The sequence below is a fragment of the Nonomuraea sp. NPDC005501 genome, from assembly GCF_040605905.1.
Taxonomy (GTDB): domain Bacteria; phylum Actinomycetota; class Actinomycetes; order Streptosporangiales; family Streptosporangiaceae; genus Nonomuraea.
On the sequence record NZ_JBEXDT010000050.1, the window covers coordinates 1 to 24,141 of the forward strand.

Genomic DNA, 24,141 nt, shown 5'->3' on the forward strand with positions numbered 1-24,141 from the left:
CCCTCCGGCGCGCGGGAGCCCCGAATTCGTCCTACGTGCCTTCACCACCGCCTCGTTCCCGGGGTCGCTCGGTGTGTATTTCGTCCCCCTTGGCACGCGGATCATGCGTCTTGGGGGCTGTGTGCGCGGCGCACGCGCCTGACCAGGAGGTACATGGCGGCCACGGAGGCCAGCGCCCCGCCCGCAGCCACGGCGGCCACGGCGACGTAGGCGTGGGCCCTGTCCCGGTCGCGCGCGACCACCTGGACGGGGGCCGACGCCCCGCCTCCCACAGGGTAGGCCGGGTCCTGGGCCTGGCCGCCGGTGGCGGTCTCGGTGTGGCGGGCCAGCCGGGCGGCCTCGGCCAGGGCGCGGCGGGCGTTCACGACGCCGAACCCGGTGCCCGTGTCGTAGCCGCCGGGGGGCCGGTCGGTGGCGCTCGCGGTGAGGGCTCGGGCGACCAATGGCGGCGACATTTCCGGATATTTCGCTTTTATGAGGGCGGCTACTCCGGAGACGAGCGCGGTCGCCTGCGAGGTGCCGCGGCCGATCCAGTACTGGTCGCCCGGTCCCGCACCCATGATGTCGACGCCCGGCGCGGCCACCACCACCGAGGAGTTGCCGTTGGAGAACGTCGCCCGCCGCAGCCGCCGGTCCGTCGCGCCCACCGCCACCACGCCGGGGAACGCCGCCGGATAGGAGTACGGCGCCTCATGGCCGGCGCCGCCCCCGCGGGCCCCGTCGTTGCCGGCCGCGGCCACGAGTACGACGCTCCTGGAGATGGCGTACCCGATCGCGGCCCGCTCCTCCCTGGTCGGCAGCTCCTTCGACAGCGACAGGTTGATCACGTCCGCGCCCTTGTCGACGGCGTAGCGGATGCCCCGCGCCACCACGTTCTCGAAGCGCGGATGCGTGTTGAACACCCGGAACCCCCGCTCCTCGTCCTCCAGGATCACCCGCACCGAGAGGATCTCGGCCTCGGGGGCGACGCCGATGACGCCGCGCGAGCCGCCCGGGCCGTGCCCGTGGCCCGCGATGAGCGAGGCCATGTACGTGCCGTGCAGGCGGAGGGGGCGCACGCCCGGCGGGTTGGCGCCCTTGGTGAAGTCCCTGCCGACGGTCACGGAGCCGGCCAGGTCGCGGTGCAGGGAGTCCACGCCCGAGTCGAGCACGGCCACGGTGACCCCGCCGCCCCTGGTGGCCCGCCACGCCCTGGGCAGCTCCAGGGTGTCGATGACCGGCTGCTGCTCGCCGCGCACGTCGTCGGCCAGCGCGGGCGCCCCGGCGACCAGCACCGCCCCGGCCGCCACCACACCGGCGCCCACCACCCGGAATCTCATCACCCGGAATCTCAGGGTCAGCCCTCGGCGATCCAGCGCTCGGCGATTCAGTGCTCGGGGATTCAGCGCTCGGGGACTCAGCATCGCCACTCCGGCGCGGCGCAGTCGGGCAGGCTGGGAGTGGTCAGGCTGTGCAGGACGTGCGCGGCCAGCTCGCTCCCGTACGAGAAGACGGCCGGCCGCTGCTCCCCCGCCGTCCGCGCCGGCCGCCCGTCGGCCTGTCCCGCCGTGGTCAGCACCACGTACGGCCCGGCCTGGCGTACGGAGCCGGCCTGCCGTACGGACGGGGTGAAGCGGTCGGCGACCGTGCCGCGGAACGCGAGCGGGCGCAGACCGGGAACCGGCTCTCCCGCCTGCGGGAAGGCAGCCGTGGCGCGGGCGGCGGCGCGCTCGTCGGGGAACGCGGCGACGCCCACGGTGACCAGCACGCCGCGCAGCGCGTCGATGTAGGTGGCGCGGAGCACCGCCCGGCAGCCGGCCCGGCGCAGCGCCGCGTCGGCGGCCGGGTCCACGGCCCCGGCGCAGCCCGTGCGCGGCGAGATGCCGATCCGGCTGGCCTGCTCGATGCCGCCCTGCTCGGCGGAGTACGCCAGGCGGGCCGGGAAGACGCGCCCCGCCGGCCAGACACGCCACCGCTCGGCCGTCTCCCGCTTCACGGCGGCGCGCAGCTCGGCGGTGTTCGGGCCGCGGGTCAGCTCCGTGCCCGCCGCACCGGCCGCCACCCCGGCGGTCACCGCGCAGACGAGCGTCAGCGCGGAGGCCACCACGAGGGCAGGCCAGCAGGGGCGGGCAATGTCCACGGCTTCGACCTTAATGCGGGCGACCCGGTGCCATCCCCGGAAACCGGACCAGCAGCGGAAACCGGTCTATCTCCGGACCACCGGCAGGCCGGAGCAGACGAAAGAACCGGCCGCCCCGAGGGACGGCCGGTCCGGTGAAGCACTCCGCGGTCAGTAGGACGGCAGGCTGGGGTCCACGGTCTTGACCCAGCTCAGCACGCCGCCGCCGACGTGGACGGCGTCGGAGAAGCCGGCGTTCTTGACGATGGCCAGCGCCTCCGCCGAGCGTGCCCCCGACTTGCAGTGCAGCACGATGCGCTTGTCCTGCGGCAGCCGCTCCAGCGCCGAGCCGTTGAGGAACTCGCCCTTCGGGATCAGCGTGGCGCCGGGGATGGAGACGATCTCGTACTCGTTCGGCTCGCGGACGTCCACGAGGAAGATGTTGTCGCCGTTGTCCTGCATGGCCTTGAGCTCCTGCGCGGTGATCGTGGAGCCCGAGGCCGCCTCGGCAGCCTCGTCGGAGAGCGCGCCGCAGAACGCCTCGTAGTCGTCGAGCAGCGCGGTGACGGTGGGGTTCTTGCCGCACAGCACGCACTCGGGGTCCTTGCGGACCTTGACGTCGCGGTACTTCATCTCCAGGGCGTCGTAGATCATCAGCCGGCCCACGAGCGGGTCGCCGATGCCGGTGAGCAGCTTGATGGCCTCGTTGACCTGGATCGAGCCGATCGACGCGCACAGCACGCCGAGCACGCCGCCCTCGGCGCACGACGGGACCATGCCGGGAGGCGGGGGCTCCGGGTAGAGGCAGCGGTAGCAGGGGCCGTGCTCGGCCCAGAACACGCTCGCCTGCCCGTCGAAACGGTAGATGGAGCCCCACACGTACGGCTTGCCGAGCAGGACCGCCGCGTCGTTGACCATGTAACGGGTGGCGAAGTTGTCCGTGCCGTCGACGATGAGGTCGTAGCCGGAGAAGATCTCCATCACGTTGTCGTTGGTCAGCGCGGTGTTGTGGACGATCACGTCGACCAGCGGATTGATCTCGCGGACGGTCGCCGCGGCGCTCTCGGCCTTCGGCCGGCCGACGTCGGACTGGCCGTGGATGATCTGGCGCTGCAGGTTGGACTCGTCGACGACGTCGAAGTCGATGATGCCGAGCGTGCCGACGCCCGCCGCCGCGAGGTACATCAGCGCGGGGGAGCCCAGGCCGCCCGCGCCCACGCAGAGCACCTTGGCGTTCTTCAGCCGCTTCTGCCCGGCCATCCCCACGTCGGGAATGATCAGGTGGCGTGAGTAGCGGCGCACTTCGTCAACGGTCAGCTCGGCGGCCGGCTCGACCAGCGGTGGCAACGACACTTTCTACGCTCCCGTTCCAGGGGGACCCATCTCACGTTCCTCAGGTTGGAACCTAGCCGGTGAGCGGGGCATTCCCCAATCGCGTCTCACCGATCAGACGGCGGGCCTCGGCGGCCACCACGGAGGGCATCTCCATCATCGCCACGTGCCCCGCCCTGGGCAACAGAACGAGCCTGACCTGCTGGAACGTGCGGGCCGCCTTGGCGGCCATGGCGGGACGGACCAGCCGGTCGTGCCGGCCGTGGATGATCAGCGTGGGCGCCTGGACGCGGGCGGCGCACCGCCACAGGCTGTCCGCGCCGCGCCGGAAGTACTCCGCGAAGTACTCCGCGACGATGCCGCGGGCCGAGCCGATCATGGCGGCTCCGGCGTACGGCAGATCGTCGCGCCTGCGCAGCTCCTCGACTGCGTCGCGCAGCCGTACGGGATGGACGGCGCCGACGTTGGCCCACACCATCGCGAACGAGGCGTTGATGCGCTGCTCGGCCGGGACGAGCCGGAGCTTGTCGGCCACCCACTCGCCGAGCCTGGGCGTCGCCGCGGCGGCCACGCGGACCGGCCCGTACCTGGGCAGCAGGTCGGGCAGCGCGGGCGAGATGAGCGTGAGCGAGCGCACCAGGCCGGGGCGTTCCGCGGCGACGCGGACGGCCACCGCTCCCCCGAGCGAGTTGCCGAACAGGTGGGCCGGCCCCGTGCGCTCCAGCAGGCCGATGACGGCCCTGGCGTGGGCGGCGACGCTGTAGTCCCCGTCCTCGGGGGCCGGTGAGTGGCCGGCGCCCGGCAGGTCGATCGCGTGGCCGGTGACGACGTCCTTGAGCTCGTCCATCAGATCCGTCCAGTTGGTGGCGGCCCCGGCCAGCCCGTGGACGAACACGGCCTGTTCGGGAGCGCCGTCCGGGGTGGATCTGACGTGCACCGAGCCCACCATGCGTCCCGGCCAGTGCGGGATCGGCTCTGCTGCCATGTGCCCTCCTCGTTCGCGCCCAGTCCACGATAGCGACCCGCCTCGCGACACATCACACCATCCCATGACATAAGGGACTTAATAGCATTTTTCGGAATGTGGCTGCTTTTATTCGTGCGGCATATCCGCTGAACTGGCAGAGCAAAACGGACATATCATGGCAATTCATTTCATAAACACTTAATAAGAGCAATGGGACCGTTAGGGTATAGCAAAACGCCCCGATTCTCGTTTGCAGCCCCCGGCCGCCGGAAATGAAAAGCGTCGGATGGGGCTTTTGGTCGCCATCCACGACATATTCCGTTCAGGACGGAATATGGCAAAAGAACCAGGGCAACCGATCCTTTAGGGGGGAACTCAATGCCCACGTTCAAGAGCGCAATCGCAGGTCTCGCGCTGGCCACCGCCGCGACCGGCGGCGTGGTCACCGTCGGCGCGCTGACCACCGCGTCGTCCGCCGGTGCCACCACGGTCACCAGCACGTCGGGTGACTTCAGCATGGGCTGCTGGCGCCGTTGGGGCTGCGGCTTCCGCGGTGGCTGGGGCGGCCGTCGCGGCCACCAGCGCGTGAAGATCCACATCCACATCCACAACAACAACGTGAACAACAACGAAAACGAGGCCGAGTCGGACTCCGTCGCCGTTGCGCGGAACGAGGAGAACGACGACTAGTCAACCGGTCGGCCCCAAGCGCTCTTCATGAGCGCCACGCCGGCCGGGCGCGGAAACCGCGCCTAGTCGCTTTCCGGCCGGGGTGAGCTTCGAGCTCACCTCTGAGTGCCTGTGTTCATCGGGGTCGTCGTTCGCCAAAACGAGCGACGACCCCTCACTGCACCGGCATAAAGATATCGCGCCGATGTTCGGGCTGGACCGGAAGAAAATCCAGAAATCGTCGGCGCTTTCCACAGTGCCACCGAACCGAGTGGCACGCTTTACCCACCACTCTTCAGGAGAACTCATGTTCAAGCACGCGATGGCGGGCCTCGCGGCCGCCACTGCCCTTTCCGGCGGATTCGTCGCTCTGGGCGCGGCCACCACCACGGCCACCGCGGGTGCCGCCTCGGTCGACTTCAGCACGAGCTGCGGCCACAGCTGGGGCTGTGGCTGCCGCTTCCGCTGCGGCGGCTGGGGCGGCGGCTGGGGCCGCGGCGGCCAGGGCCGCCAGAGGGTGAAGATCCACCTCCACATCCACAACAACAACACCAACGACAACGACAACGAGGCCGAGTCCAGGTCGGTCGCGGTGGCGGAGAACGAGGAGAACGACGACTGACAACCGGTCAAGTCGCTGTAGCCCTCTTCAGCATGTGCAAGTCCGGCGGGGCATGAGCCACCCGCTCGCCGGCCGCGATCGGCCGGCTGCGGCGAGTCTCGCCCTTGCCACCCGAGTGCCTGTGTTCATCGTGATCGTCGTCGCGTCAAGTCGCGGCTGCACCCACACCGAACGCAGGCACTCGCTGTTTGGCACGCGCAATCACTTCACGAACACTTCGAGGAGCACCTGCATGTCCACGTACAAACACGCGGTCGTCGGCCTCGTGACCGCCGTCGCGCTGGCCGGCGGGGTCGTCGCCATCGCCTCCGCCACCATGTCGTCCGCCTCGGCCACGACGCCGACCGCCTCGGCCGGCTTCCAGGCCGACGGTGGCCACCACCGGATCAGGATCCGCATCCACAACCGCAACAACAACGTCGCCGTGGCCCGTGGCGACTCAGACTCCGTCGCGGTCGCCACGTCCCGGCCGCGTCCCACGCTCACGTTCACCAGCGGGCCGCCCACCCAGTAGCCGGGGCGTAGACAAGCGGTACAGAAGGCGCGCCGTGTGACCCGCAGGTCACATGGCGCGTCGCTTTCGGGGCAGTCTCGCTGCCGGGGGCGGCCTGGAGGGCCGCGGGGCTCAGGCGGACTTTCGGGTCTTGCGCTTGGGGGCGGCCTTCTCCTCGCCCTTGCGCGTCCCCTTCTCCTCGACGGCCTTCGACTCCTTGGCCGCCGTCTTCCTGCCCCTGGCCGGCCGGCCGGAGCGCTCCCGCTTGGCGGCCTCCACGCTGGCCCGCAGCGCGGCCATGAGGTCCACGGCGGGGCCGCCCTCCTCCTCGCCCTCCTGGGGCGCGACGACCTCCTTGCCCTCCACCTTGGCCTCGATCACCTGTTGCAGAGCCTCGCGGTAGGCGTCGTGGTACTCGGTCGGGTCGAAGTCGGACTCCATCGTGGTGATCAGGGACTCGGCCATCTTGAGCTCCTGCGGCCGTACCTCGATGTCCTCCTCCAGGAACTCGAAGTCCGGCTTGCGAATCTCGTCCGGCCACAGCATCGTCTCCAGCACGAACACCCCGTCGCGCACCCGCAGCGTCGCCAGCGACTCGCGCTGGCGCAGCGCCACCTTGACGACCGCCACCTGTCCCGAGCTCTCCAGCGCGTTCCGGAGCAGCACGTACGGCTTGGCGCCCTGCCCGTCCGGCTCCAGGTAGTACGACTTGGCGAAGTAGATCGGATCGATCTGCTCGGCCGGGGCGAACTGGAGCACGTCGATGCGGCGCGACGAGCTGAGCGGCAGGTCCTCGAAGTCCTCGTCGGTCAGCACCACGATCTCGCCGGTGGCCAGCTCGTATCCCTTGGCGATGTCGGAGTACGAGACCTCCTCGCCGTCCACCGTGCAGACCCGCTTGTAGCGGATGCGTCCGCCGTCCTCGCGGTGGACCTGGTGGAAGGTGACGTCCTTCTGCTCCGTGGCGGAGAAGAGCTTGACGGGGATCGTGACCAGCCCGAAGGAGATCGCACCCTTCCAGATGCTGCGCATGGTCACTCCTCAAGCGGTAACAAGCGGTAACAGGTGGCCGGCCAATGGGCACATACCCGTCATGGGGCAAGGAATGCCATACCTACTGCCACATTCGATCGAACCAATGCTGGCCGTACCCGGTGAACTCCCCAAGGACCGGGCAGGCTACGGCCTGGAGGTCAAGTGGGACGGCATCCGGGCGCTCCTCCACCTCGACGGCGGCCTGCGGCTGACCGGGCGGCACGGCGCCGACTACACCCGCCGCTATCCGGAGATATCCGTACGCGAGGCGAAGACCGCCGCCGGGCTCGGCGTGAAGAGCGCCGTCATCGACGGCGAGCTGGTGGCCTTCGACCCCCGGGGCCGGCCGAGCTTCAGGCGGCTGCAACGGCGGATGAACCTCACCGACCCCGAGCCGGCCGTGCTGCGCCTCCACCCCATCACCTTCCTCCCCTTCGACCTGCTGTACCTAGACGGCACCCCGCTCCTCGACCTGCCGTACCGTGACCGGCGCGGCCTGCTCGACGAGCTGGACGCCGGCGCCCCGCCGTACTTCCCCGGCGAGTCGGACCTGCTCGCTGCCACGCGGGAGCAGGGCCTGGAGGGGGTCGTCGCCAAGCGGCTGGACTCCCCGTACCGGCCGGGCGAGCGCTCCCCGTGGTGGGTCAAGGTCAAGCACCTGCGCACCACCGAGGTGGTCGTCGGCGGCTGGAAACCCGGCAAGGGCCGCCGGGCGGGCGGCATCGGGTCGTTGCTCATGGGCGTGTTCACCGGCGAGGGGCTCCGGTACGTCGGTCACGTCGGGACCGGATTCACCGACGCCACGCTCGACGAGCTGTACGCCCTGCTGGCGCCCCTGGAGATCCGGCACAGCCCGTTCGGCGATCACGTGCCGTGGCGGAACCGGTGGGTTAGACCGGACCTCGTCGGGGAGGTGGCCTACACGATGTGGACCGACGACCTGAGACTCCGGCACCCCGTGTGGCGTGGGCTGCGCCCCGACAAGATCCCCGCGGAGGTCACCCTGTGAGCGCCGCGGAGGTCACGCCGTGAAGAAGGTCCCCGTCCGCGTCGACGGGCGCGAGCTGGTGCTCAGCAACCTCGACAAGATCCTCTACCCCGAGGACGGCTTCACCAAGGCCGAGGTCATCGACTACTACAGCCGCGTCGCGCCCCTCCTGCTCCCCCACCTGCGGGGCCGGCCGCTGACCGTCAAGCGCTACCCCAACGGCGTCGAAGGCGCGTTCTTCTTCGAGAAGAACGCGCCCGAGCACACCCCCGACTGGGTCCGCACGGCCCGGCTCCCCGCGCCCGGCAGCACCAAGAACCGCGAGACCATCGACTTCGCCGTCGTCGACGACCTGCCCACGCTCGTGTACTACGCCAACCTGGCCGCCCTGGAGCTGCACGTCCCGCAGTGGCGGGTGGCGGAGGACGGGCAGGCGCTGGCGCCCGACACGCTGGTCTTCGACCTCGACCCGGGCGCCCCGGCCACCATCGTGGAGTGCTGCGAAGTGGCGCTCACGCTGCGCGAGGTGCTGCGCGTCGAGGGACTGACCGCCCTGCCCAAGACGAGCGGCAACAAGGGCATGCAGCTGTACGCCTCCTGGGACTGCCGCGAGGAGCCGTCGGCGTACGCCAGGAGACTCGCCCAGCTCCTGGAGAAGGAGCACCCGGACCAGGTGGTGAGCGTGATGGCCAAGAAGGCTCGCCCCGGGAAGGTGTTCATCGACTGGAGCCAGAACAACCCGGCGAAGACCACCGTGGCGCCCTACTCGCTGCGGGCCAGGCAACGCCCGACGGTCTCCACGCCCCTGCTGTGGGAGGAGGTCGAGAGCTGCGAACACCCCGACGACCTGGTCTTCACGGCGGCCGACGTGCTGGCACGCGCGGAGGAACACGGGGATCTTTTCGCCCGGGCGTAGTCTGGTGAACATCCACATCTGGAAGGGGACCTCACATGTCGGAGATGGACACGCGTGACGACGACCGCACCTTCGAGGAGGAGGAGCTGTCGATCGAGGCACCGGAGGCCGACGCCGCCGAGCAGCAGCGCTCCTACCGCGAGGAGACGGGACGGCCGCGTGCCTCGCTCCCGCTGGAGGCCGATCCCGCCGACGCGGCCGACCAGGACCGCGTCGTGGACCTCGATGACGACGACTACCGGTGAGGCCGCCTACCCGCACGTAGGATGTGCCGACAGGGCACACTGAACAGACCCATGGGAGACCCGCGTGACAGCAACCCCGGACGCCAAGCCCCGGGGCACCCGGCTGCCCCGACTCGCCCGCCGCCGGCAGCTGCTCAGCGCCGCCCAGGAAGTGTTCGTCGAGAACGGCTACCACGCGGCCGCCATGGACGAGATCGCCGACCGGGCCGGGGTCAGCAAGCCGGTGCTCTACCAGCACTTCCCCGGCAAGCTTGAGCTGTACCTGGCGCTGCTCGACATGCACGTGGACGACATGGTCAACCGCTGCCGCGAGGCCCTGGCCTCCACCCACGAGAACAAGCTGCGGGTGCAGGCGACCTTCGCGGCGTTCTTCGACTTCGTCTCCACCCAGGGCGAGGCGTTCCGCCTGGTGTTCGAGTCCGACCTGCGCAACGTCGCGCCGGTGCGCCAGCGCGTGGAGCGCTCGCTGCGCGAGTGCGCGGAGATGGTCAGCGCGGTGATCCAGGAGGACACCGGCTGCACCAGCGACGAGGCCCACCTCCTCGGCGTCGGCCTGGTCGGCATGGCCGAGGTGAGCGCCCGGTACTGGGTCACCACCCACGGCTCCATCCCCAAGGAGGCGGCCGAGCAGCTCGTCGCCCGGCTCGCCTGGCGCGGCATCAGCGGTTTTCCGCGTACGGCTTAACCCGTTCGCTGGGCGCGATCACTCCGCCCGCTCCCGCCCCGGAGGGGCGACCATGGAGGGGCCAGCCCCCGTCGAGCGTCAGCTCGGAGCGGCCGCGTCCACAGGCACGAAAGGGAGCACGATGGAAGTCAAGATCGGTGTGCGGTCCGTACACCGCGAGCTCGTCGTCGAGACCGAGCTGTCGGCCGAGCAGGTCGAAGAGGAGATCAGAAACGCCCTGGCGGTCGAGCGCGGCGTCGTCTCGCTCACCGACACGAAGGGCAGGCGTGTGCTCGTGCCCACCTCGTCGCTGGGATTCGTCGAGATCGGCGAGGACGAGTCCCGTCCGGTCGGCTTCGGCGGCACCCTCTGACCTGACGCGGAGGGGGAGCGCCCCCAGCCACCCCCGCCGATCGCCCCGCGCCCGCCCCCGCTCGACGCCGGGGCGGGCGCGGAAGGCGAAACCGCTGTACCGTGCATCTATGAGGGCCTGGCGCCGCCACGGCGGTTCCTTGACGAGATGCGGACCCAGTCGCTGGACCTCGCGCCCCGTGCTCCGCAGGGAGAGCGCGCGCTGTCCAGCCACCGAGCCGTCCAAGGCCGGCTTCCCGGCCGGCCGGCCACCGTGGGGCTGCCGCCTCACCCGCCCAGGAGCGCGCGCCTGTCCCTGAGGAGATTCAGGACCCCGCGCCTGCCCTGAGAGGCCCGCGGACACCCGCCCCGGACGCCCGCCGCCCCCGCACGCCCTCCTGGGCGCCGCCGCCGTACGCCCTCCTGGGGCGCCGCAGCCCCGGACACGCCCCCTCGCTGGGCGCCGCAGCCCCGGACACGCCCCCTCGCTGGGCGCCGCAGCCCCGGACACGCCCCATGGCTGGGCGCCCGCTGCTCCGGACGCCGTACCCGGGCGTCACAGCCCCAGGGCGGTCATGCGCTTGCCGTGCTCCTCCGTCAGCCGGGCGAACATCCGCGAGATCTCCGCCTGGTCGTCCGCGTCCGCGGAGACCAGCATGCGCGCCAGCTCCGGCCGGGACGCCGCCACGCGCTGCCCCTGGCTGAGCGCCTCGCCGACGAGCCGCCGCGCCCAGAGCGCCAGCCTGCCCGCGGCGACCGGGTCGGCCTCCAGGGCCGCCCTGACCCGCTCCACCGCGAACTCCGACCGGCCCTCGTCCGCGAGCACCTGGTCCACCAGCTTGGCCAGCGGAGGGTCCAGCCGCTTGGCCGCCTCCCGGTAGAAGTCGAACGCTATGCCCTCTCCCACGTACGCCTTGACCAGCGCCTCCAGCCAGTCGCCCGGCGCGGTCTGGGTGTGCCAGCCGTCCAGCGCCTCCACGAAGGGCGACATGGCCTCCTCCGGATCGGCGCCCAGCTCGGCCAGCTGGTCACGCAGCAGCCGGAAGTGCGCGTACTCGGCCAGGGCCAGCTCGCTCAGCGCCGCCCGGTCCGCCAGGGAGGGGGCCAGGGACGCGGCGTCCTCGGTCATCCGCGCGAACGCGCTGAGCTCGGCATATGCCAGCACACCGAGCAGATCGACCACTCCAGGAGACTCCTTCATGGAACGCAGCGTACTTCGCGAAATCTTCGGGAACATCCAGAAGCTCGGCCAACGTTGTGGTATCGAGTACACTGCTCTGTGAAAGTGCGACCGCACTGTGTAAATTCGGGGGATCCCCCCGAAAACCCCCGCTCCCCGGGCCGCGGTCGCTAATGACGCGAGAGGGCTGGCTCTACCGCGAGGACCCAGGCAACGGGGAACGTTTTCCGCCCGTCGGTCCCGGCAGGCCCGCCTTCGTTTGAGACTGAGGCAGGCCACGCTGACGACTTTCCGAGACCTCGGAGTCACTCCAGAAATCGCCGATGCCCTCGAGACCGAGGGCATCACCACACCGTTCCCGATCCAGGAAATGGCACTCCCGCTCGCACTGAGCGGCCAGGACCTGATCGGACAGGCCCGCACGGGCACCGGCAAGACCCTGGCGTTCGGCATCGCGATGCTCCAGAGCATCGGCAAGCCGCGCAAGAACCGCAAGAAGCCGCGCGGGCTCGTCGTCGTGCCCACCCGCGAGCTGGCCACCCAGGTCAGCGAGGACCTGGTCACGGCCGCGGGCAAGCTCGGCTCGCGCGTGCTGACCGTGTACGGCGGTCGCGCGTACGAACCGCAGGTCGAGGCGCTCAAGGCCGGGGTCGACGTCATCGTCGGCACCCCCGGCCGGCTGCTCGACCTGGTCAAGCAGAAGCATCTCGATCTCAGCCAGGTCACCTCGTTCGTGCTGGACGAGGCCGACCGCATGCTCGACCTGGGCTTCCTGCCCGACATCGAGCGGATCTTCAAGCTGATCCCCGAGCAGCGGCAGACCATGCTGTTCTCGGCGACCATGCCGGGCGAGATCGTCGGGCTGTCGCGCAAGTACCTCAACCGGCCCACCCACGTCCGCGCCGAGCACGACAGCGGCGAGGGCGAGGCCACCCCGCAGGTCCGCCAGCTCGTCTGGCGGGTCCACCGGATGGACAAGATCGAGATCGTGTCCCGGCTGCTCCAGGCCGAGGGCCGCGGGCTCACCATGGTCTTCTGCGAGACCAAGCGGGCCTGCGACATGGTGTCCGAGCAGCTCGACACCCGCGGGTTCGCGGTCGCGGCCGTCCACGGCGACCTCGGCCAGGGCCAGCGGGAGCAGGCGCTGCGCGCGTTCCGCAACGGCAAGATCGACGTGCTGGTCGCCACCGACGTGGCGGCGCGCGGCATCGACATCGACGACGTCACCCACGTGGTCAACTACGACGCGCCCACCGACGACAAGACCTACGTGCACCGCATCGGCCGCACCGGCCGGGCCGGGCGCACGGGCATCGCGGTCACCTTCGTCGAGTGGGAGGAGCTGACCCGCTGGAAGATGATCAACCAGATGCTCGGGCTCGACTTCGCCGAGCCGGCGGAGACCTACTCGACGTCGCCGCACTTCTACTCCGAGCTCAGCATCCCCGAGGGCACCAAGGGCGTCCTGCCGCACGCCAACCGCTCGCGGGTGGGGTTGTCGGCCGAGCGCATCGAGGACCTCGGTGAGACCGGCCGCCCGCGCGTACGGGGTCGCCGCCGCGACGAGCGTGAGGAGCGCGAGGAGCGTCCGCCGCGCACGCCGCGTCAGCGCCGCCGCACCCGTGGCGGCAAGCTGGCCGAAGACAGCCCCGTCGAGACCGCGGAGGTAGAGGTCGTGGACAACCGCTCGCGCAGGACCGACGAGACACCCGCGATCATCTCCGCGGACGAGGTGGAGGCGGTGGCCGCCGAGCCGCGCCGCCGTACCCGCCGCTCCGCCGCCCAACCGGCCGCCGAGGCCGGCCCGCGGGAGGCGAAGGAGCGGGACGTCCAGGATCGCGACGTCAAGGATGGGGACGTCCAGGATCGGGGCGTCAAGGAGAAGGAGCCCGTCATCTCCCGGAGCCGTGCCCAGGAGCCGTCCACGGAGCGTGGACGTGCTCAGGAGGACGTCGCCGAGCGCGGACGTACTCGGGAGGACGTCGCCGAGCGCGGACGCGGTGAGGACCGCGGGCGCGTTCAGGAGCCGGTCGCCGAGCGCGTTCCGGAGCCGAGTTTCCTGTCCACCCCGCCGCCCCCGGCCCGCAAGGAGCCGGAGCGGATCATCCCGCCGAGCCCGTTCGCGGTGATCTTCCAGTCGCCGGATCTGGCGACGGACGACGACGACATCGCGCCGTCGGCCGCGACGGAGCGCAAGCAGCAGCGCCGCCAGGCTCGTGGCGGCGGCAGCGGTGGCGGCGGTAATCGCCGCCGCACGGGCTGACGCCTCCGGAAGAACCGCCGAACACGTCCGGACGACAGGGCGCGCACCTTCGCGGTGCGCGCCCTGTCGCGTTCACCGCCCTGTCGCGTTCACCCCCCGGTCGCGTTCACCGCCCGGTACGCCGGAACAGGGCGTCAGGAGCGGCCGCGCGTCAGGAGGCGCGGCAGCTCAATCGCGGGCCGGACTCCACTTCGCGCAAGCGGACAACTCCTCAGAACTCGCACCAGCGTCCTCACTTCGCCGGTGTCGGACCGCTGACCTCGGGGTATTGTTGCCCCACGTGAGTACGCCGCGATTCCTCAACCTGCCACCTGGCGTTGTGCCGCAGAAGCTGGAGACGCCCGAGGGCACCTTCGCGGCCCTTGAGGCGCTGCCCGTCAGCGGTGTGGCGGAGCGCTGGCCGGCGCTGATGGTCCCGGGCCTGACCGGCAGCAAGGAGGACTTCATCGCGGTCCTGCAGACGCTGGCCCAGTCCGGCCGCAGGGTGCTCGCGGTCGATCTGCGCGGGCAGTACGAGACGCCCGGCCCCGACGACCCCGAGGCCTACACGTGCGCCGCGCTCGGCGCCGACATCGACCTGCTGGCCCAGGTCGTCGCCGACGGCGAGCCGCTCCATCTGGTGGGTCACTCCTTCGGCGGTCTCGTGACGCGAGAGGCGGTCATCGACGGGCGCACCAAGTTCGCCTCGTTCACGCTGATGAGCTCGGGTCCGGCCGCGATCGTCGGACGGCGGGCACACGCCAGCCGCCGGATCATGGACGAGGTGCCGCGGCTCGGCCTTGAGCAGGTCTGGGACGACGCCTTCGAGCCGGAGGCGCTGTCCGCGGGGGTGCCCGACGAGATCCTGGCGTTCCTGCGCAGGCGGCTGCTGTCCAACTCCCCGACCGGTCTGTCCCGCATGGCCGAGCAGGTGGTGAGCATGCACGACCGCACCGACGAGCTGCGCCAGGTCGAGGTGCCGACGCTCGTCCTGTACGGCGAGCACGACGACGGCTGGCCCGCCCAGACGCAGGCGGAGATGGCCGCGACCCTGGGCGCGGAGATCGTGGTCGTGCCCGGCGCCGCCCACTCGCCGGCCGTGGAGGCACCCGAGACGACGGCGGCCGCGCTCGTCAGGTTCTGGAACCGGGCGGAGAGCCGCCATTTGGACACCAGGTCCGTCTCCGTGTAATCCTGCTGCCCATCATGGCCGGCATCGACGAGATCGTCGTCCAACCTCCTGACAGCGCCACCTGGCGGGTCCACCTCGACCGCTCCATGTGGGTCGGCGGTGTCCGCGGGCTGATGCTCCAGGCGCTGCACCCGCTCGCCATGCGCGGCGTCTGGCAGAACTCCACGTTCCAGGACGACCCGTTCGGCCGGCTGCGCCGCACGGCGGACTTCGTGGGGCGGGTGACGTTCGGCAGCCCCGAGGAGGCGGCCGAGATCGGCAGGCGGGTGCGCGGCATCCACCGTGCGCTGCGCGTCACCGACCCGGACACGGGCGCGAGGCACCGCGTGGACGACCCCGAGCTGCTGCTGTGGGTCCACTGCGCCGAGGTGTCGTCGTACCTGGAGGTGGCCCGGCGCGGGGGGCTCGGCCTGACGGAGCGCGACGCCGACCGCTACCTGCGCGAGCAGCGCGGCAGCGCCGCCTACGTCGGGCTGCACCCCGAGGACGTGCCGGGGTCGTGCGCCGAGATGGACGCCTACTTCAAGCAGGCGCGGCCGTCGCTGCGCGTCACCGAGGAGGCGGCCGCGACGGTGCGGTTCCTGCTGTGGCCGAGGCTGCCGCGGGAGCTGCGGCATCTGTCGGCGGGCAAGCCGCTCTACTTCCCGTTCGGCGCGCTGTGCTACTACTCGCTGCCGGAGTGGGCGCGGCGGATGTACGGCGTGCTGCCGGAGGTGCCGCCGGGACTGGTGACGGCGGGGCTGCGGGCGTTCCGGCTGGCGCTCAACAGCCTGCCGGAGCCGGTGCACGACCGCGCGTTCATGCCGGCGACCAGGACCATGCTGAGGGGCTGCCGCGAACGGCTCGGCGCGGCCGGCTACGACGTGAGCAAGGGGCTCAGGGGCCTGACCGACCCGCGCCGCCGGCCGAAGAACTGACCGGCCCGGGGCGCGGGCGGGTGTCGCCGCCTCCACGCCCGAGCCGATATCGGTCCAGGTCCGGTCCCATGTCCGGGCGGGCAGGGCGGCCGGTAGAGTCCGGGTCGATGAACCACGACCGGACCAACGCGCTCATCCGCGCGGTGTCCACCTGGATCGACCAGTCGCCGGACAACCTCGACCGTGACCCTGAGGCGCTGCTGTGGGGCAGGGTCGCCAAGGTCGCCGAGGAGGCGGGGGAAGCGATCAACGCACTCGTCGGCGTCACCGGCCAGAATCCCCGCAAGGGCCGGTCCGCCACGCGCCAGGATGTCGAGTACGAGCTCCTGGACGTGGCCATGACCGCCCTGACGGCCCTGGCCCACCTGCACGCCGACGACCCGGAGCCGGCCGACCTGCTCGAACTGCTCTCCGAGCACGTCGATGTCGTCGCCCGGCGAGCCGGCCTCGCCTGAACGGGTCACTGCCGGGTGGCCGGCCTCGCCTGAACGGGGCGTCGTCCAGCCGGGAGACGGCCGCCGGCGCCGTGAGCGGCCGGCAGTCCCGGCATCGCAGAGTACGCCGATCTTGAAGGCTGAGTGGCTGCCTCCTGATCAGGTACGAGACCGTCAGCGGATCTGAGGTGTCCTAGTCGGCGAGGCCGTCCCAGGGGTTGCGGTCGGGGCCCGCGGCCAGGCCCTCGGGGCAGTGGCGGCGGAAGTCGCACCAGGAGCAGATCGGCCCCGGGCTGGGCGTGAACAGCGCCTCCACCTCGGGCGGGACCCGCACCGCCGGCCCCTGCGGAGAGCCCCGCGGCGCCCTCGACCGGGACGACGGAGGCGCGGCCACGGCCTCGCGGTAGCGCTCGTCGGCGGCGGACGCCTCGGCCGCCATCTCCTCCGCCCGCCCCAGATGCCGCTCCAGCGACTCGTCCGTGTGCCGCCACTCCACGATCTCGCCCGTCGGCAGGTGGTGCAGCTCGACGGTGCGGCAGGGCGTGCGCATCATCCGGGAGGCCGCGATCGCGTAGACGGCCAGCGCGAGCGACGAGCGGGCGTCTTCCTGGGTGAGCGGCCGCCGCCCGGTCTTGTAGTCCACGACCACCAGCTCGTCGCCCCGCCGGTCGAGCCGGTCGATCCGCCCGGACAGCGCGAGGACCTTGGTACGGGTGGCGACGGTGCGCTCCACGCCGACCGGGTCGTCGGAGGGGTCGAGGGTGCTGACGTAGCCGGAGACCAGGTCACGGGCACGGCCGAGCCACCGTGCCGACTGCTCCTCGTCGCGGAAGCCCTCCTTGATCCACCCGTTGGTGAGCAGGATGGCCGCGGTCAGCGGGGTGCGCCGCTCGTACGGCTCGCGCCACCACCCGGCCAGCGCGTTGTGCACACTGGCGCCGACGCTGTTGTGGGCCCAGGCCGGGCCCTTGGGCGGCTGTGGCCGGTCGAGGTAGGTGAACCGGTAGCGGCGCCGGCAGTCGAGCCAGGTGTTGAGCCGCGACGGCGTGCACGAGTAGAGCCGCCGCGGCATCCCCTCCAAAGGGAGCTGGTCGGCGTTCATGGCCTCCACCCCGTGGAGGCGGCCCGGTCGCCGCGGAGCCGCCGCCTTCCCTTGTCACTCCGGTCGCTGCGGAGCCCTCGCACCCTAGTCGTCGCCCGGGTCGAGCCTGATCCCCGCGACGCGGGTGCCGTCGGCGAGCTGGCCCTCCTCCTCGGTGGCGGTGCGGGTCAGCGAGCCGGACACCCAGTCGTCGAAGTGCGGCTCCAGGTCGCCGATGGTGACCTCGTCGCCGTGGGCGGCCAGCACGCGGGTGTCACCGGGCAGCGTGAACAGGCGCCCGCCGATGGCGGTGAGCTGGTCGGGCAGGGCGGGGTACTCGCCGCCGAGCTTGCCCGGGCCGTCGGCCTGCAGCGTCTTGCCGGTGAACACGGCGCCGAGCGCCTCGGAGTAGAGCGACACGCCGCCGGGGCTGATGCCGGGCGTCTCCATGACGTCGAGCTGGACGTCGGCGACGCCGAAGACGCCGTCGTCCTCCATCTCGATGTCCGGCCACGTCTCGGTCCAGGTGTCCCGCCACAGCTGCTTGTCCTTGGGGTGGAGGGCGATGACGGACTCGTCCCTGCTGGCCACCTCGATGGCCGCGCCGACGTGGTCGGGCAGGCCGTGGGTGCAGATGACGGCGAGCACCTCACGCTCACCGACCTGCTCAAGGATCTTGTCGGCGTCACGCGCCGGGTCGATGACGATCACCTCGTCGTCGTCGCCCACGATCCAGGTGTTGTTCTCGACCTTGTGCTCGGTGCCGTCGATGTCGACGACGCCCTCGGTCACCACTCGCTCGATACGCGCTGTCACGCTTCCGCACTCTAGTCCGTCCGGCTGGCGGAGCGTACTGGTCAGCCGCCGAGGCGCGGCGAGAACGCGCCGAAGGGCAGGTCGAAGTCGTGGTCACGCAGGTCGAGGAGGCTCAGGTCGGTCAGGGCGATCACGCAGCCCGCGTCGGCCGGCCAGGCGATCGCCCACAGCCAGTTGCCCAGCGCCTCGCCCGCGTAGACGGCCCGGTCGGAGCCCGCGCCGACGCACCACAGCGGGGTCGGATGGCCCAGCACCTCGACCTTGGCGTTCGGCGGCCCGGAGTCGAACCCCTCCCCCGGGTCGGGCCCGCTCAGCCCGGCGAACGCCGCCCCCAGCCCCACGCCCGGCTCCTCCGCGATCAGGAGCATGTCGGCCGGTCCGTGGGCGAGCGACGGCCCGCTGAGCGCGACCACGCCGGCCCGGCCGCCGCTGCGCTCGTCGCCCGCCTCGGCGAACCCGGTGACGAGCCACCCGGCGGGCAGCGGCCACGGGATCCACAGAGGCACGACCGAGCTCTTGCGCAGCGCGCCGACGGCCACGTCCGAGGGCGGGAGGGGGGCTTGGAAGGGCATGACGTCGCCGTGCGCGTCGCACCGCCATGCGCTGGACCACACGTTGGGCCCGTGAAGCGGGCCAAAGCACCGTGGGCAGGTTGGAGCCGCTGTCACAGCTATCAACGGTGCGTCGTGAAGCACGGTGTCGTCAAGGGCGGCGCCGCAGAGTCGCCGTAATCTTGGTCAGGTGCGCGTAAATTGTGTGGGCGCGGTGATCAAGGACGGGCAGGGCCGGCTGCTGCTCGTGCGGCGCGGACACCCGCCGGGCGAGGGGTTGTGGTCGATCCCGGGCGGCCGGGTCGAGGCGGGCGAGACGGACGCCGCCGCGCTGGAGCGCGAGGTGCTGGAGGAGACGGGCCTGCGCGTGGCCGTGGGCCGCCTCGCGGGCGTCGTGGACCGCCCCGGGCCGGGCGGGGTGACGTATGAGATCCACGACTACCTCGCCACCGTGACGGGCGGCACGCTGGCCGCCGCCGACGACGCGGCCGACGCGCGCTGGTGCTCGTCGCGGGACCTCGTGCGGCTGCCGCTCACCGAGGGACTGGCCGAGGCCCTGCGCGAGTGGGAGGTGTGGCCCTGACCCGGCGCTCCGTCGAGCCGGGTCAGGACCTCAGCGGCCGGACGTGAGGGTGGACGTCCACAGGATGAGGTGGTCGGCGTCGTAGGTGGTGCTGCGGCCGAGCCCCACCACCTCCGATCCGGTCACCGTGACCGCCGCCAGCCACTGCATGCCGGGTCCGCCCAGCCGGTCCTTCGCCAGGTCCGAGCGGGTCCACGACGCGCCGTCCTGGGAGATCCACGCGGCGCTGTCGGCGTCGCCCGGCGTGCCGTGCCAGCCGACCGCCACCAGCCCCTGGTCCGTCGCCGCCAGGTCGTACACGTCCGCCGCCCGCTCGGCGGGCAGCCACGACGTGCTCCAGGTGGCGCCGTCGTCCTCCGAGACGGCCGCGAACTCCCGGCGGGCCCCCTGCGTCCGGGCCGTCCCGATGGCGACGATCCGGCCCTGGTACGCGGCGACGTGGCGGAGCCCGGCCGCGGCCGCCCCGTCGGGCACCAGCCGCTTGCGGGCCTTCCAGTTGACGCCGTCCTCCGACACCCAGACGACGCCGCGCTCCCCGTCGCCGCCGCCGGCCGCGCCGACGGCCACGTAGCCGTTCGCGTTGGCCGTCAGGTCCAGCACGCGGACGCCGGAGCCGCCCTGCGGCAGCTTGCGGGAACGGGTGAACTTGCGCAGGTCGCGGGTGAACCACAGCGCGGGGCCGGTCGTGCCGGAGGCGCCGGTGTCCTCGCCGGCCAGCACGTACCCCTCCGGGCCGGCCGCCACGGCGGTCACGGCCAGGCGGGCGTGGTCCTGCGGGCGGGCCAGGTCGCCGCCCGCCGGCACCCGTTTCCAGGAGCGGCCGTCCTCGGAGGTGACGAGCAGCGGCTCGGTGACGCCGATGCCGGTCTGCGTGGAGCCGGCCGCCAGCCAGCCGCGGCGGCCGTGCACGACGTCGTCGAGCTCCTGCTCGCGGGGGCCGCCGAGGCTCATCGACGTCCAGCTCTTCCAGTTGAGGCTGGTCCAGATGCCGGCGTCGCCGGAGGCGCTGCCGACCGCGACGTACCGGCCTTCGTGGGCGGCCAGGCCGTTGGTGCGGCGGGCGATCCGCGACAGGCCCTCCACGTCGGTCAGCCGCACGCGCGCCGCCTCGCCGCGCGGCGGCGCGGACAGCAGGACGAGCTGGTTGTCGACGTCCGCCGCCGCCTGGTCGCCGCCCGCCAGCAGCGTGCCCGACTGCGTGATCGTGACCCCGCGCAGCGTGGCGCCCCGCAGCCCCGCCAGGGCCGCGCGTTTCGTCCAGGTACGCGCGTCGCGGCTGGTCAGCACCTCGTACGAGTCGAGCTTCGCCTGCGCGACCACGGCGACGCCGCCCGGATGGGTGATCACCGACTCGACGCCGGGGCTCTCGCCGCCGAGCCCGCCGATCGAGCCGCACTGCGCCCACTGCTCGCCGCTCGGCGAGCAGTACACCCGCACGTCGCCCTCGATCGTGCGCTGACGGGTGGGCACGAGCACGAACCGCTCCGGGAGCACGGCCAGCGACCCGGCCCGCGGCATCGCCTCCGGGAGCTGGAACCCCGTCGCCCGCCAGGTACGCCCGCCGTCGGCCGAGCGCACCACCCGTGAGCCGTCGCCCTGCGCCGGCCGGGCCACGGCGATGACCGTGTCCCCCCTGGCCACGACCGCCCGCAGGTCGAACGTGTCCAGAGCGCGCAGGTCGGTCCGCTGCCAGGCGCGGCCGTCGGACGACTGCCAGGCCGCCGGGCCGAGGCCGCCGTCCTCCCGGGCCGTGCCTCCCACCGCCACGAACCCCGACCGGGTCCGCGCGACGTCGGCCACCACGTCGCCGTCCCTGAACGCCGCCAGGCCGCTCTCCTCCACGGCCACCCAGCCGAGGCCGTCGGCGCTGGTCCACAGGCCCCGTCCACCACCGGGTCCACCGCCGGCCCCGCTCACGCCCCCGCTGACGTCGCCGCCGATGGCCAGCCAGCGGCCGTCGCCGCCGACGACCCGCCGCACCGTCGAGGTCGTCGCGCCGCCGCTGACCTTGCCGAGCCGCCACGTCCTGCCGCTGTCCGGCGAGAACAGGAACAGCGGGCGCGGCGTCGGGCTCGTCGTGTCGCTGCCCACGGCGACCACGGCCTTGCCGGCGGCGGCGATGTCGTTGAGCACCTGGTTGGAGCCGTCGCCGGCGGACGGGACCGTGAACAGGTCGTCGCCGGACCGCCCGGTGCCGGCCGCCAGGCGCAGCGCGGGCTCGCCCGGGGCGTTCCACCGCCACACGATCACGGTGCCGGCGATGACCAGGGCGAGCGCCAGGACGACGGCCACGGGGGCGGCCATGCTGCGCCGCCCGCGCACGGGGCCGGCTCGCCGCACGGCCGAGGGTGCCGGCCCCCGGTGGTGCCGCCCGCCGTGGGCGCCGGAGCGGGGCGGGCCGGAGGCGACGAGCAGATCGGGCCTCGTGGGCCGCCCGGCCGGCGGCCTGCCCACCCGCCGCACCTCGACCTCGTCACCCGGCCTCTCCTCGGGCTGGTCGTCGGGCCGATCCACAGGCCGGTCCTCGGGGCGGTCCTCGGGCCGGTCCTCGGGCCGGTCGCCGGGCTCATCCCCGGGCTCGCCGCCGTCCTCCTCGCGATCGGCGTGCCGGGTCTCGGCGGTGGCTCCGACAGGGGGCGGGGCGTCGATCACGGGCAGTGGAGCGGCCACGTACGGACGCGCCCGGGACGGGAGATCGTCGTCCTCGTCACCGTCCGGACCGTGCCCGCCGTCGGCGGCGGGCGCCTCGCCCGGAGCCGCGTCGCGGCTCTCGAACCAGGAGCCCGGCACCACCCCGGTCGGCAGCACTCCCGGGTCCACCACCTCGGGCGGGATCACGCCCGCCGGCACCACGCCGGGCGGCAGGTCGTCCCGCCCTTCCGCGCCGGGGTCCGTGCCCCGCGGGGAGGGACGATGGGGCTGGGGGCGGGGCGGGCCGCCGGCGACCAGCTTGTCGGGCCGGTTCACCAGCCGCCGGGGCCTGCGGCGCGGCTCCGCCTCCGGCTCTGCGGTGGGCGAGCTGTACGGCCGGCGCCCCCGGGGCGGCTCCTCCGGCTCCTCGTCCTCCGGAGTGGGCGCCGAGAACGGCGGCATCCCCCAGGGCGACGCCAGCGGTAACCCACGGGCCCGGTCGTCCGTGGGGCCCGGCGGAGAGTGCCTGATGCGAGGCTCCCCCGATGCCGACGGGGACGGGGGTGGGGACGACGGGGGCGTAGGTGTGGCGGATGGGGCCGTGGTGGACGGGTCCGGGACGGATTCCGGGTGAGGGTCGTCGTCACCCGGCGGTCGCCGTGGCGGATCGCTGGGAGCGGAGGCCACGCGGCGCACCTCCTAGTCGAGCTCGTCGAACGGGTCGAACCTGATCAACAGGGCACAAAACCGCATTTCCGGGATTCGGCCGGACGATTCGGACCGCTCCAGGGCTGGGGATCACTTGCAGGCGCCTGTCCCCGGGAATGCCGGCACGCGTCGACACGTACCCCGCCGGACAGAAATGATCACCTCCGCCATCCTCGCCTCCCCACAGCATCCAGACCAGCACGCCGAAGCCAGAATGGCGAGACCTCTCTAGCGAGATTCCTCTGCCCCGTCGCCGGATTTATCCAGAGATGACGCTGATTGACCGCTTTTTCGCGAGATAGAGAACCCCGCCGGCGAACACCCCGAGCTGCACCACGGTCCCCGCGAGCGCCTGCCACGGCACCGCACCCTGCCGCAGCGCGTCGTCGAGCTGTCCCGCCGCCGCGCTCAGCCCGAAGGCCATCATGTTGTTGACCACGTGCAGCGCGATCGGCGCCTCCAGCCCTCCGGTCCGTACGGCCAGCCACCCCATGACCGCGCCGAACGCGAACACGTCGAACAGCCCCGCCCCCGTGTAGCCGTGCAGCGACGCGAACAGGGCGGCACCCAGCACGATCGCCCACACCGGGTTGCGCACGTGCGCGCCCAGCGCCTGGAGCACCCACCCGCGGAAGATGTACTCCTCGGCCGCCGCCTGGAAGGGCACCAGCAGCACGATCACGATCAGGGCGGGCACGAACTCGCGCCAGCCCGCCCACCCGAACATGTCGGAGGTGTCCTCCCCCGACAGCATGAGCGCCACCGCCTGGGCGGTCTGTCCCAGCACCAGGGCGAGCACGGCCACCCCGGCGCACGACAGCAGCCACGGCCAGCGCAGCCGCCCGGCCACCGACGACAGCGTCCCGGGCCTGCGCTGCTGCACCAGCGCGGCGGTCCCGAACACCAGCGGCAGCACGGCCGCGATCGACAGCAGCAGCACCGCCATCCCGAACACCGGGTCGCCGAACGACTCGTCCGCGGTGATCGGCATCGGCAGCCCGGCGATCGTGGCGAACACCGAGCCCGCCAGGACCACCACGACGCCCACGACCAGGAACCCCAGGGCCACCACCAGCGTGCCGACGATCTGCCGCCACGGGCGGGCGAGGGGCGTCCTGGCCAGGTGGTCGTAGCGGGCGCCGGAGGGCGTGGGGGCGAACCAGGACACCGGCTGCGGCAGGGGCGCGCCGTAGACCGGATGGCCCGGATGGGCGGGGTAGGGCGGCGCGCCGTAGGGGGGAGCCGCCGGGGCGGGCGGCTGCGGGGCGGACTCAGGGGAGCCCGCCCGCCAGGGCTGGTGGACGGGTCCGGGCGGCTCCGTGCCGTACGGAAGCTGGGGTCCTGAGTTCTCCTGCATCTTTACATTCTGTCCATCCGATGCGCATTACTTCACAGACGGCTCGTCCTTTTGGGCGGATGCTCGTGG

General features: G+C 72.4%; 24 protein-coding genes. 13 read left to right on the forward strand and 11 right to left on the reverse strand.

The annotated features are described in order from the left end of the window. Window positions 1-101: 101 nt before the first annotated feature. The 4 genes from ABZS51_RS23555 to ABZS51_RS23570 form a co-directional block, all read right to left on the reverse strand. Complete coding sequence (locus tag ABZS51_RS23555) at window positions 102-1,319, reverse strand: S8 family serine peptidase (protein ID WP_355444709.1); 1,218 nt, start codon at window positions 1,317-1,319, stop codon at window positions 102-104. Between the two features lie 77 nt (window positions 1,320-1,396). Beyond that, window positions 1,397-2,119 carry a hypothetical protein gene (locus tag ABZS51_RS23560; protein WP_310713003.1) on the reverse strand — a complete coding sequence of 241 codons (723 nt, stop codon included), beginning with the start codon at window positions 2,117-2,119 and terminating at the stop codon, window positions 1,397-1,399. Between the two features lie 150 nt (window positions 2,120-2,269). Further along, window positions 2,270-3,451: an adenylyltransferase/sulfurtransferase MoeZ gene (gene moeZ, locus ABZS51_RS23565; protein WP_310713001.1), complete on the reverse strand. Its 1,182-nt coding sequence runs from the start codon at window positions 3,449-3,451 to the stop codon at window positions 2,270-2,272. Window positions 3,452-3,503: 52 nt separating this feature from the next. Further along, a complete protein-coding gene (locus ABZS51_RS23570; protein ID WP_355444714.1) occupies window positions 3,504-4,415 on the reverse strand; it encodes an alpha/beta hydrolase in 912 nt (303 codons plus the stop codon). Between the two features lie 360 nt (window positions 4,416-4,775). On the opposite strand from ABZS51_RS23570, the gene ABZS51_RS23575 reads away from it, so the two are divergent. From ABZS51_RS23575 to ABZS51_RS23585, 3 genes are all read left to right on the forward strand, one after another. Then, window positions 4,776-5,087: a hypothetical protein gene (locus ABZS51_RS23575; protein WP_355444717.1), complete on the forward strand. Its 312-nt coding sequence runs from the start codon at window positions 4,776-4,778 to the stop codon at window positions 5,085-5,087. An 82-nt stretch (window positions 5,088-5,169) separates the two neighbouring features. Continuing rightward, a complete protein-coding gene (locus ABZS51_RS23580) occupies window positions 5,170-5,688 on the forward strand; it encodes a hypothetical protein (RefSeq protein ID WP_355444719.1) in 519 nt (172 codons plus the stop codon). Between the two features lie 232 nt (window positions 5,689-5,920). Next, window positions 5,921-6,202, forward strand: coding sequence for a hypothetical protein (locus ABZS51_RS23585; protein ID WP_355444722.1), 282 nt, complete (start codon window positions 5,921-5,923; stop codon window positions 6,200-6,202). A 111-nt stretch (window positions 6,203-6,313) separates the two neighbouring features. On the opposite strand, the gene ABZS51_RS23590 is transcribed toward ABZS51_RS23585, so the two are convergent. Beyond that, the gene (locus tag ABZS51_RS23590; RefSeq protein WP_355444725.1) at window positions 6,314-7,213 is read right to left on the reverse strand and encodes a Ku protein; all 900 of its coding nucleotides are present in this window, start codon (window positions 7,211-7,213) and stop codon (window positions 6,314-6,316) included. 106 nt (window positions 7,214-7,319) lie between these two features. Here ABZS51_RS23590 and ligD (ABZS51_RS23595) point away from each other — a divergent pair, with 106 nt between their 5' ends. The 5 genes from ligD (ABZS51_RS23595) to ABZS51_RS23615 all read left to right on the forward strand — a co-directional run bounded on the left by ligD (ABZS51_RS23595) (window position 7,320) and on the right by ABZS51_RS23615 (window position 10,402). Next, entirely contained in the window at window positions 7,320-8,225 is a 906-nt protein-coding gene (gene ligD, locus ABZS51_RS23595; RefSeq protein WP_355444728.1) for a non-homologous end-joining DNA ligase, read from the forward strand. 19 nt (window positions 8,226-8,244) lie between these two features. Continuing rightward, window positions 8,245-9,120: a non-homologous end-joining DNA ligase gene (ligD, locus tag ABZS51_RS23600; protein WP_355444731.1), complete on the forward strand. Its 876-nt coding sequence runs from the start codon at window positions 8,245-8,247 to the stop codon at window positions 9,118-9,120. A gap of 35 nt (window positions 9,121-9,155) precedes the next feature. Beyond that, window positions 9,156-9,365, forward strand: coding sequence for a hypothetical protein (locus ABZS51_RS23605; RefSeq protein ID WP_310712987.1), 210 nt, complete (start codon window positions 9,156-9,158; stop codon window positions 9,363-9,365). Between the two features lie 64 nt (window positions 9,366-9,429). Then, the gene (locus ABZS51_RS23610; protein ID WP_175605892.1) at window positions 9,430-10,050 is read left to right on the forward strand and encodes a TetR/AcrR family transcriptional regulator; all 621 of its coding nucleotides are present in this window, start codon (window positions 9,430-9,432) and stop codon (window positions 10,048-10,050) included. Window positions 10,051-10,171: 121 nt separating this feature from the next. Further along, complete coding sequence (locus tag ABZS51_RS23615; protein WP_310712984.1) at window positions 10,172-10,402, forward strand: DUF3107 domain-containing protein; 231 nt, start codon at window positions 10,172-10,174, stop codon at window positions 10,400-10,402. Window positions 10,403-10,936: 534 nt separating this feature from the next. Here the strand turns inward: ABZS51_RS23615 and ABZS51_RS23620 are convergent. Next, window positions 10,937-11,581, reverse strand: a complete 645-nt coding sequence (locus ABZS51_RS23620; RefSeq protein ID WP_310712983.1) for a ferritin-like fold-containing protein — start codon at window positions 11,579-11,581, stop codon at window positions 10,937-10,939. 349 nt (window positions 11,582-11,930) lie between these two features. Here ABZS51_RS23620 and ABZS51_RS23625 point away from each other — a divergent pair, with 349 nt between their 5' ends. The 4 genes from ABZS51_RS23625 (at window position 11,931) to ABZS51_RS23640 (ending at window position 16,366) form a co-directional block, all read left to right on the forward strand. Continuing rightward, on the forward strand, window positions 11,931-13,823 hold the full coding sequence (locus ABZS51_RS23625; RefSeq protein WP_355444736.1) for a DEAD/DEAH box helicase: 1,893 nt from the start codon (window positions 11,931-11,933) through the stop codon (window positions 13,821-13,823). A gap of 280 nt (window positions 13,824-14,103) precedes the next feature. After that, window positions 14,104-14,994 carry an alpha/beta hydrolase gene (locus tag ABZS51_RS23630; protein ID WP_355444739.1) on the forward strand — a complete coding sequence of 297 codons (891 nt, stop codon included), beginning with the start codon at window positions 14,104-14,106 and terminating at the stop codon, window positions 14,992-14,994. A gap of 14 nt (window positions 14,995-15,008) precedes the next feature. Continuing rightward, complete coding sequence (locus tag ABZS51_RS23635) at window positions 15,009-15,911, forward strand: oxygenase MpaB family protein (RefSeq protein ID WP_355444742.1); 903 nt, start codon at window positions 15,009-15,011, stop codon at window positions 15,909-15,911. Window positions 15,912-16,018: 107 nt separating this feature from the next. Beyond that, on the forward strand, window positions 16,019-16,366 hold the full coding sequence (locus ABZS51_RS23640; RefSeq protein WP_310712976.1) for a MazG-like family protein: 348 nt from the start codon (window positions 16,019-16,021) through the stop codon (window positions 16,364-16,366). Between the two features lie 172 nt (window positions 16,367-16,538). Here the strand turns inward: ABZS51_RS23640 and ABZS51_RS23645 are convergent, their stop codons facing one another. From ABZS51_RS23645 to ABZS51_RS23655, 3 genes are all read right to left on the reverse strand, one after another. Continuing rightward, window positions 16,539-17,447 carry a PD-(D/E)XK nuclease family protein gene (locus ABZS51_RS23645; protein ID WP_355444745.1) on the reverse strand — a complete coding sequence of 303 codons (909 nt, stop codon included), beginning with the start codon at window positions 17,445-17,447 and terminating at the stop codon, window positions 16,539-16,541. A gap of 84 nt (window positions 17,448-17,531) precedes the next feature. Continuing rightward, window positions 17,532-18,242, reverse strand: coding sequence for an MBL fold metallo-hydrolase (locus ABZS51_RS23650; protein WP_355444748.1), 711 nt, complete (start codon window positions 18,240-18,242; stop codon window positions 17,532-17,534). Window positions 18,243-18,283: 41 nt separating this feature from the next. Next, a complete protein-coding gene (locus ABZS51_RS23655; protein ID WP_355444751.1) occupies window positions 18,284-18,937 on the reverse strand; it encodes a DUF6758 family protein in 654 nt (217 codons plus the stop codon). Window positions 18,938-18,983: 46 nt separating this feature from the next. On the opposite strand from ABZS51_RS23655, the gene ABZS51_RS23660 reads away from it, so the two are divergent. Continuing rightward, a complete protein-coding gene (locus tag ABZS51_RS23660; protein ID WP_355444754.1) occupies window positions 18,984-19,376 on the forward strand; it encodes an NUDIX domain-containing protein in 393 nt (130 codons plus the stop codon). Between the two features lie 30 nt (window positions 19,377-19,406). Here ABZS51_RS23660 and ABZS51_RS23665 read toward each other — a convergent pair whose 3' ends face one another. Further along, the gene (locus ABZS51_RS23665; RefSeq protein ID WP_355444757.1) at window positions 19,407-22,469 is read right to left on the reverse strand and encodes a hypothetical protein; all 3,063 of its coding nucleotides are present in this window, start codon (window positions 22,467-22,469) and stop codon (window positions 19,407-19,409) included. Window positions 22,470-22,974: 505 nt separating this feature from the next. After that, window positions 22,975-24,072: a type II CAAX endopeptidase family protein gene (locus tag ABZS51_RS23670; RefSeq protein ID WP_355444759.1), complete on the reverse strand. Its 1,098-nt coding sequence runs from the start codon at window positions 24,070-24,072 to the stop codon at window positions 22,975-22,977. Window positions 24,073-24,141 lie beyond the last annotated feature (69 nt).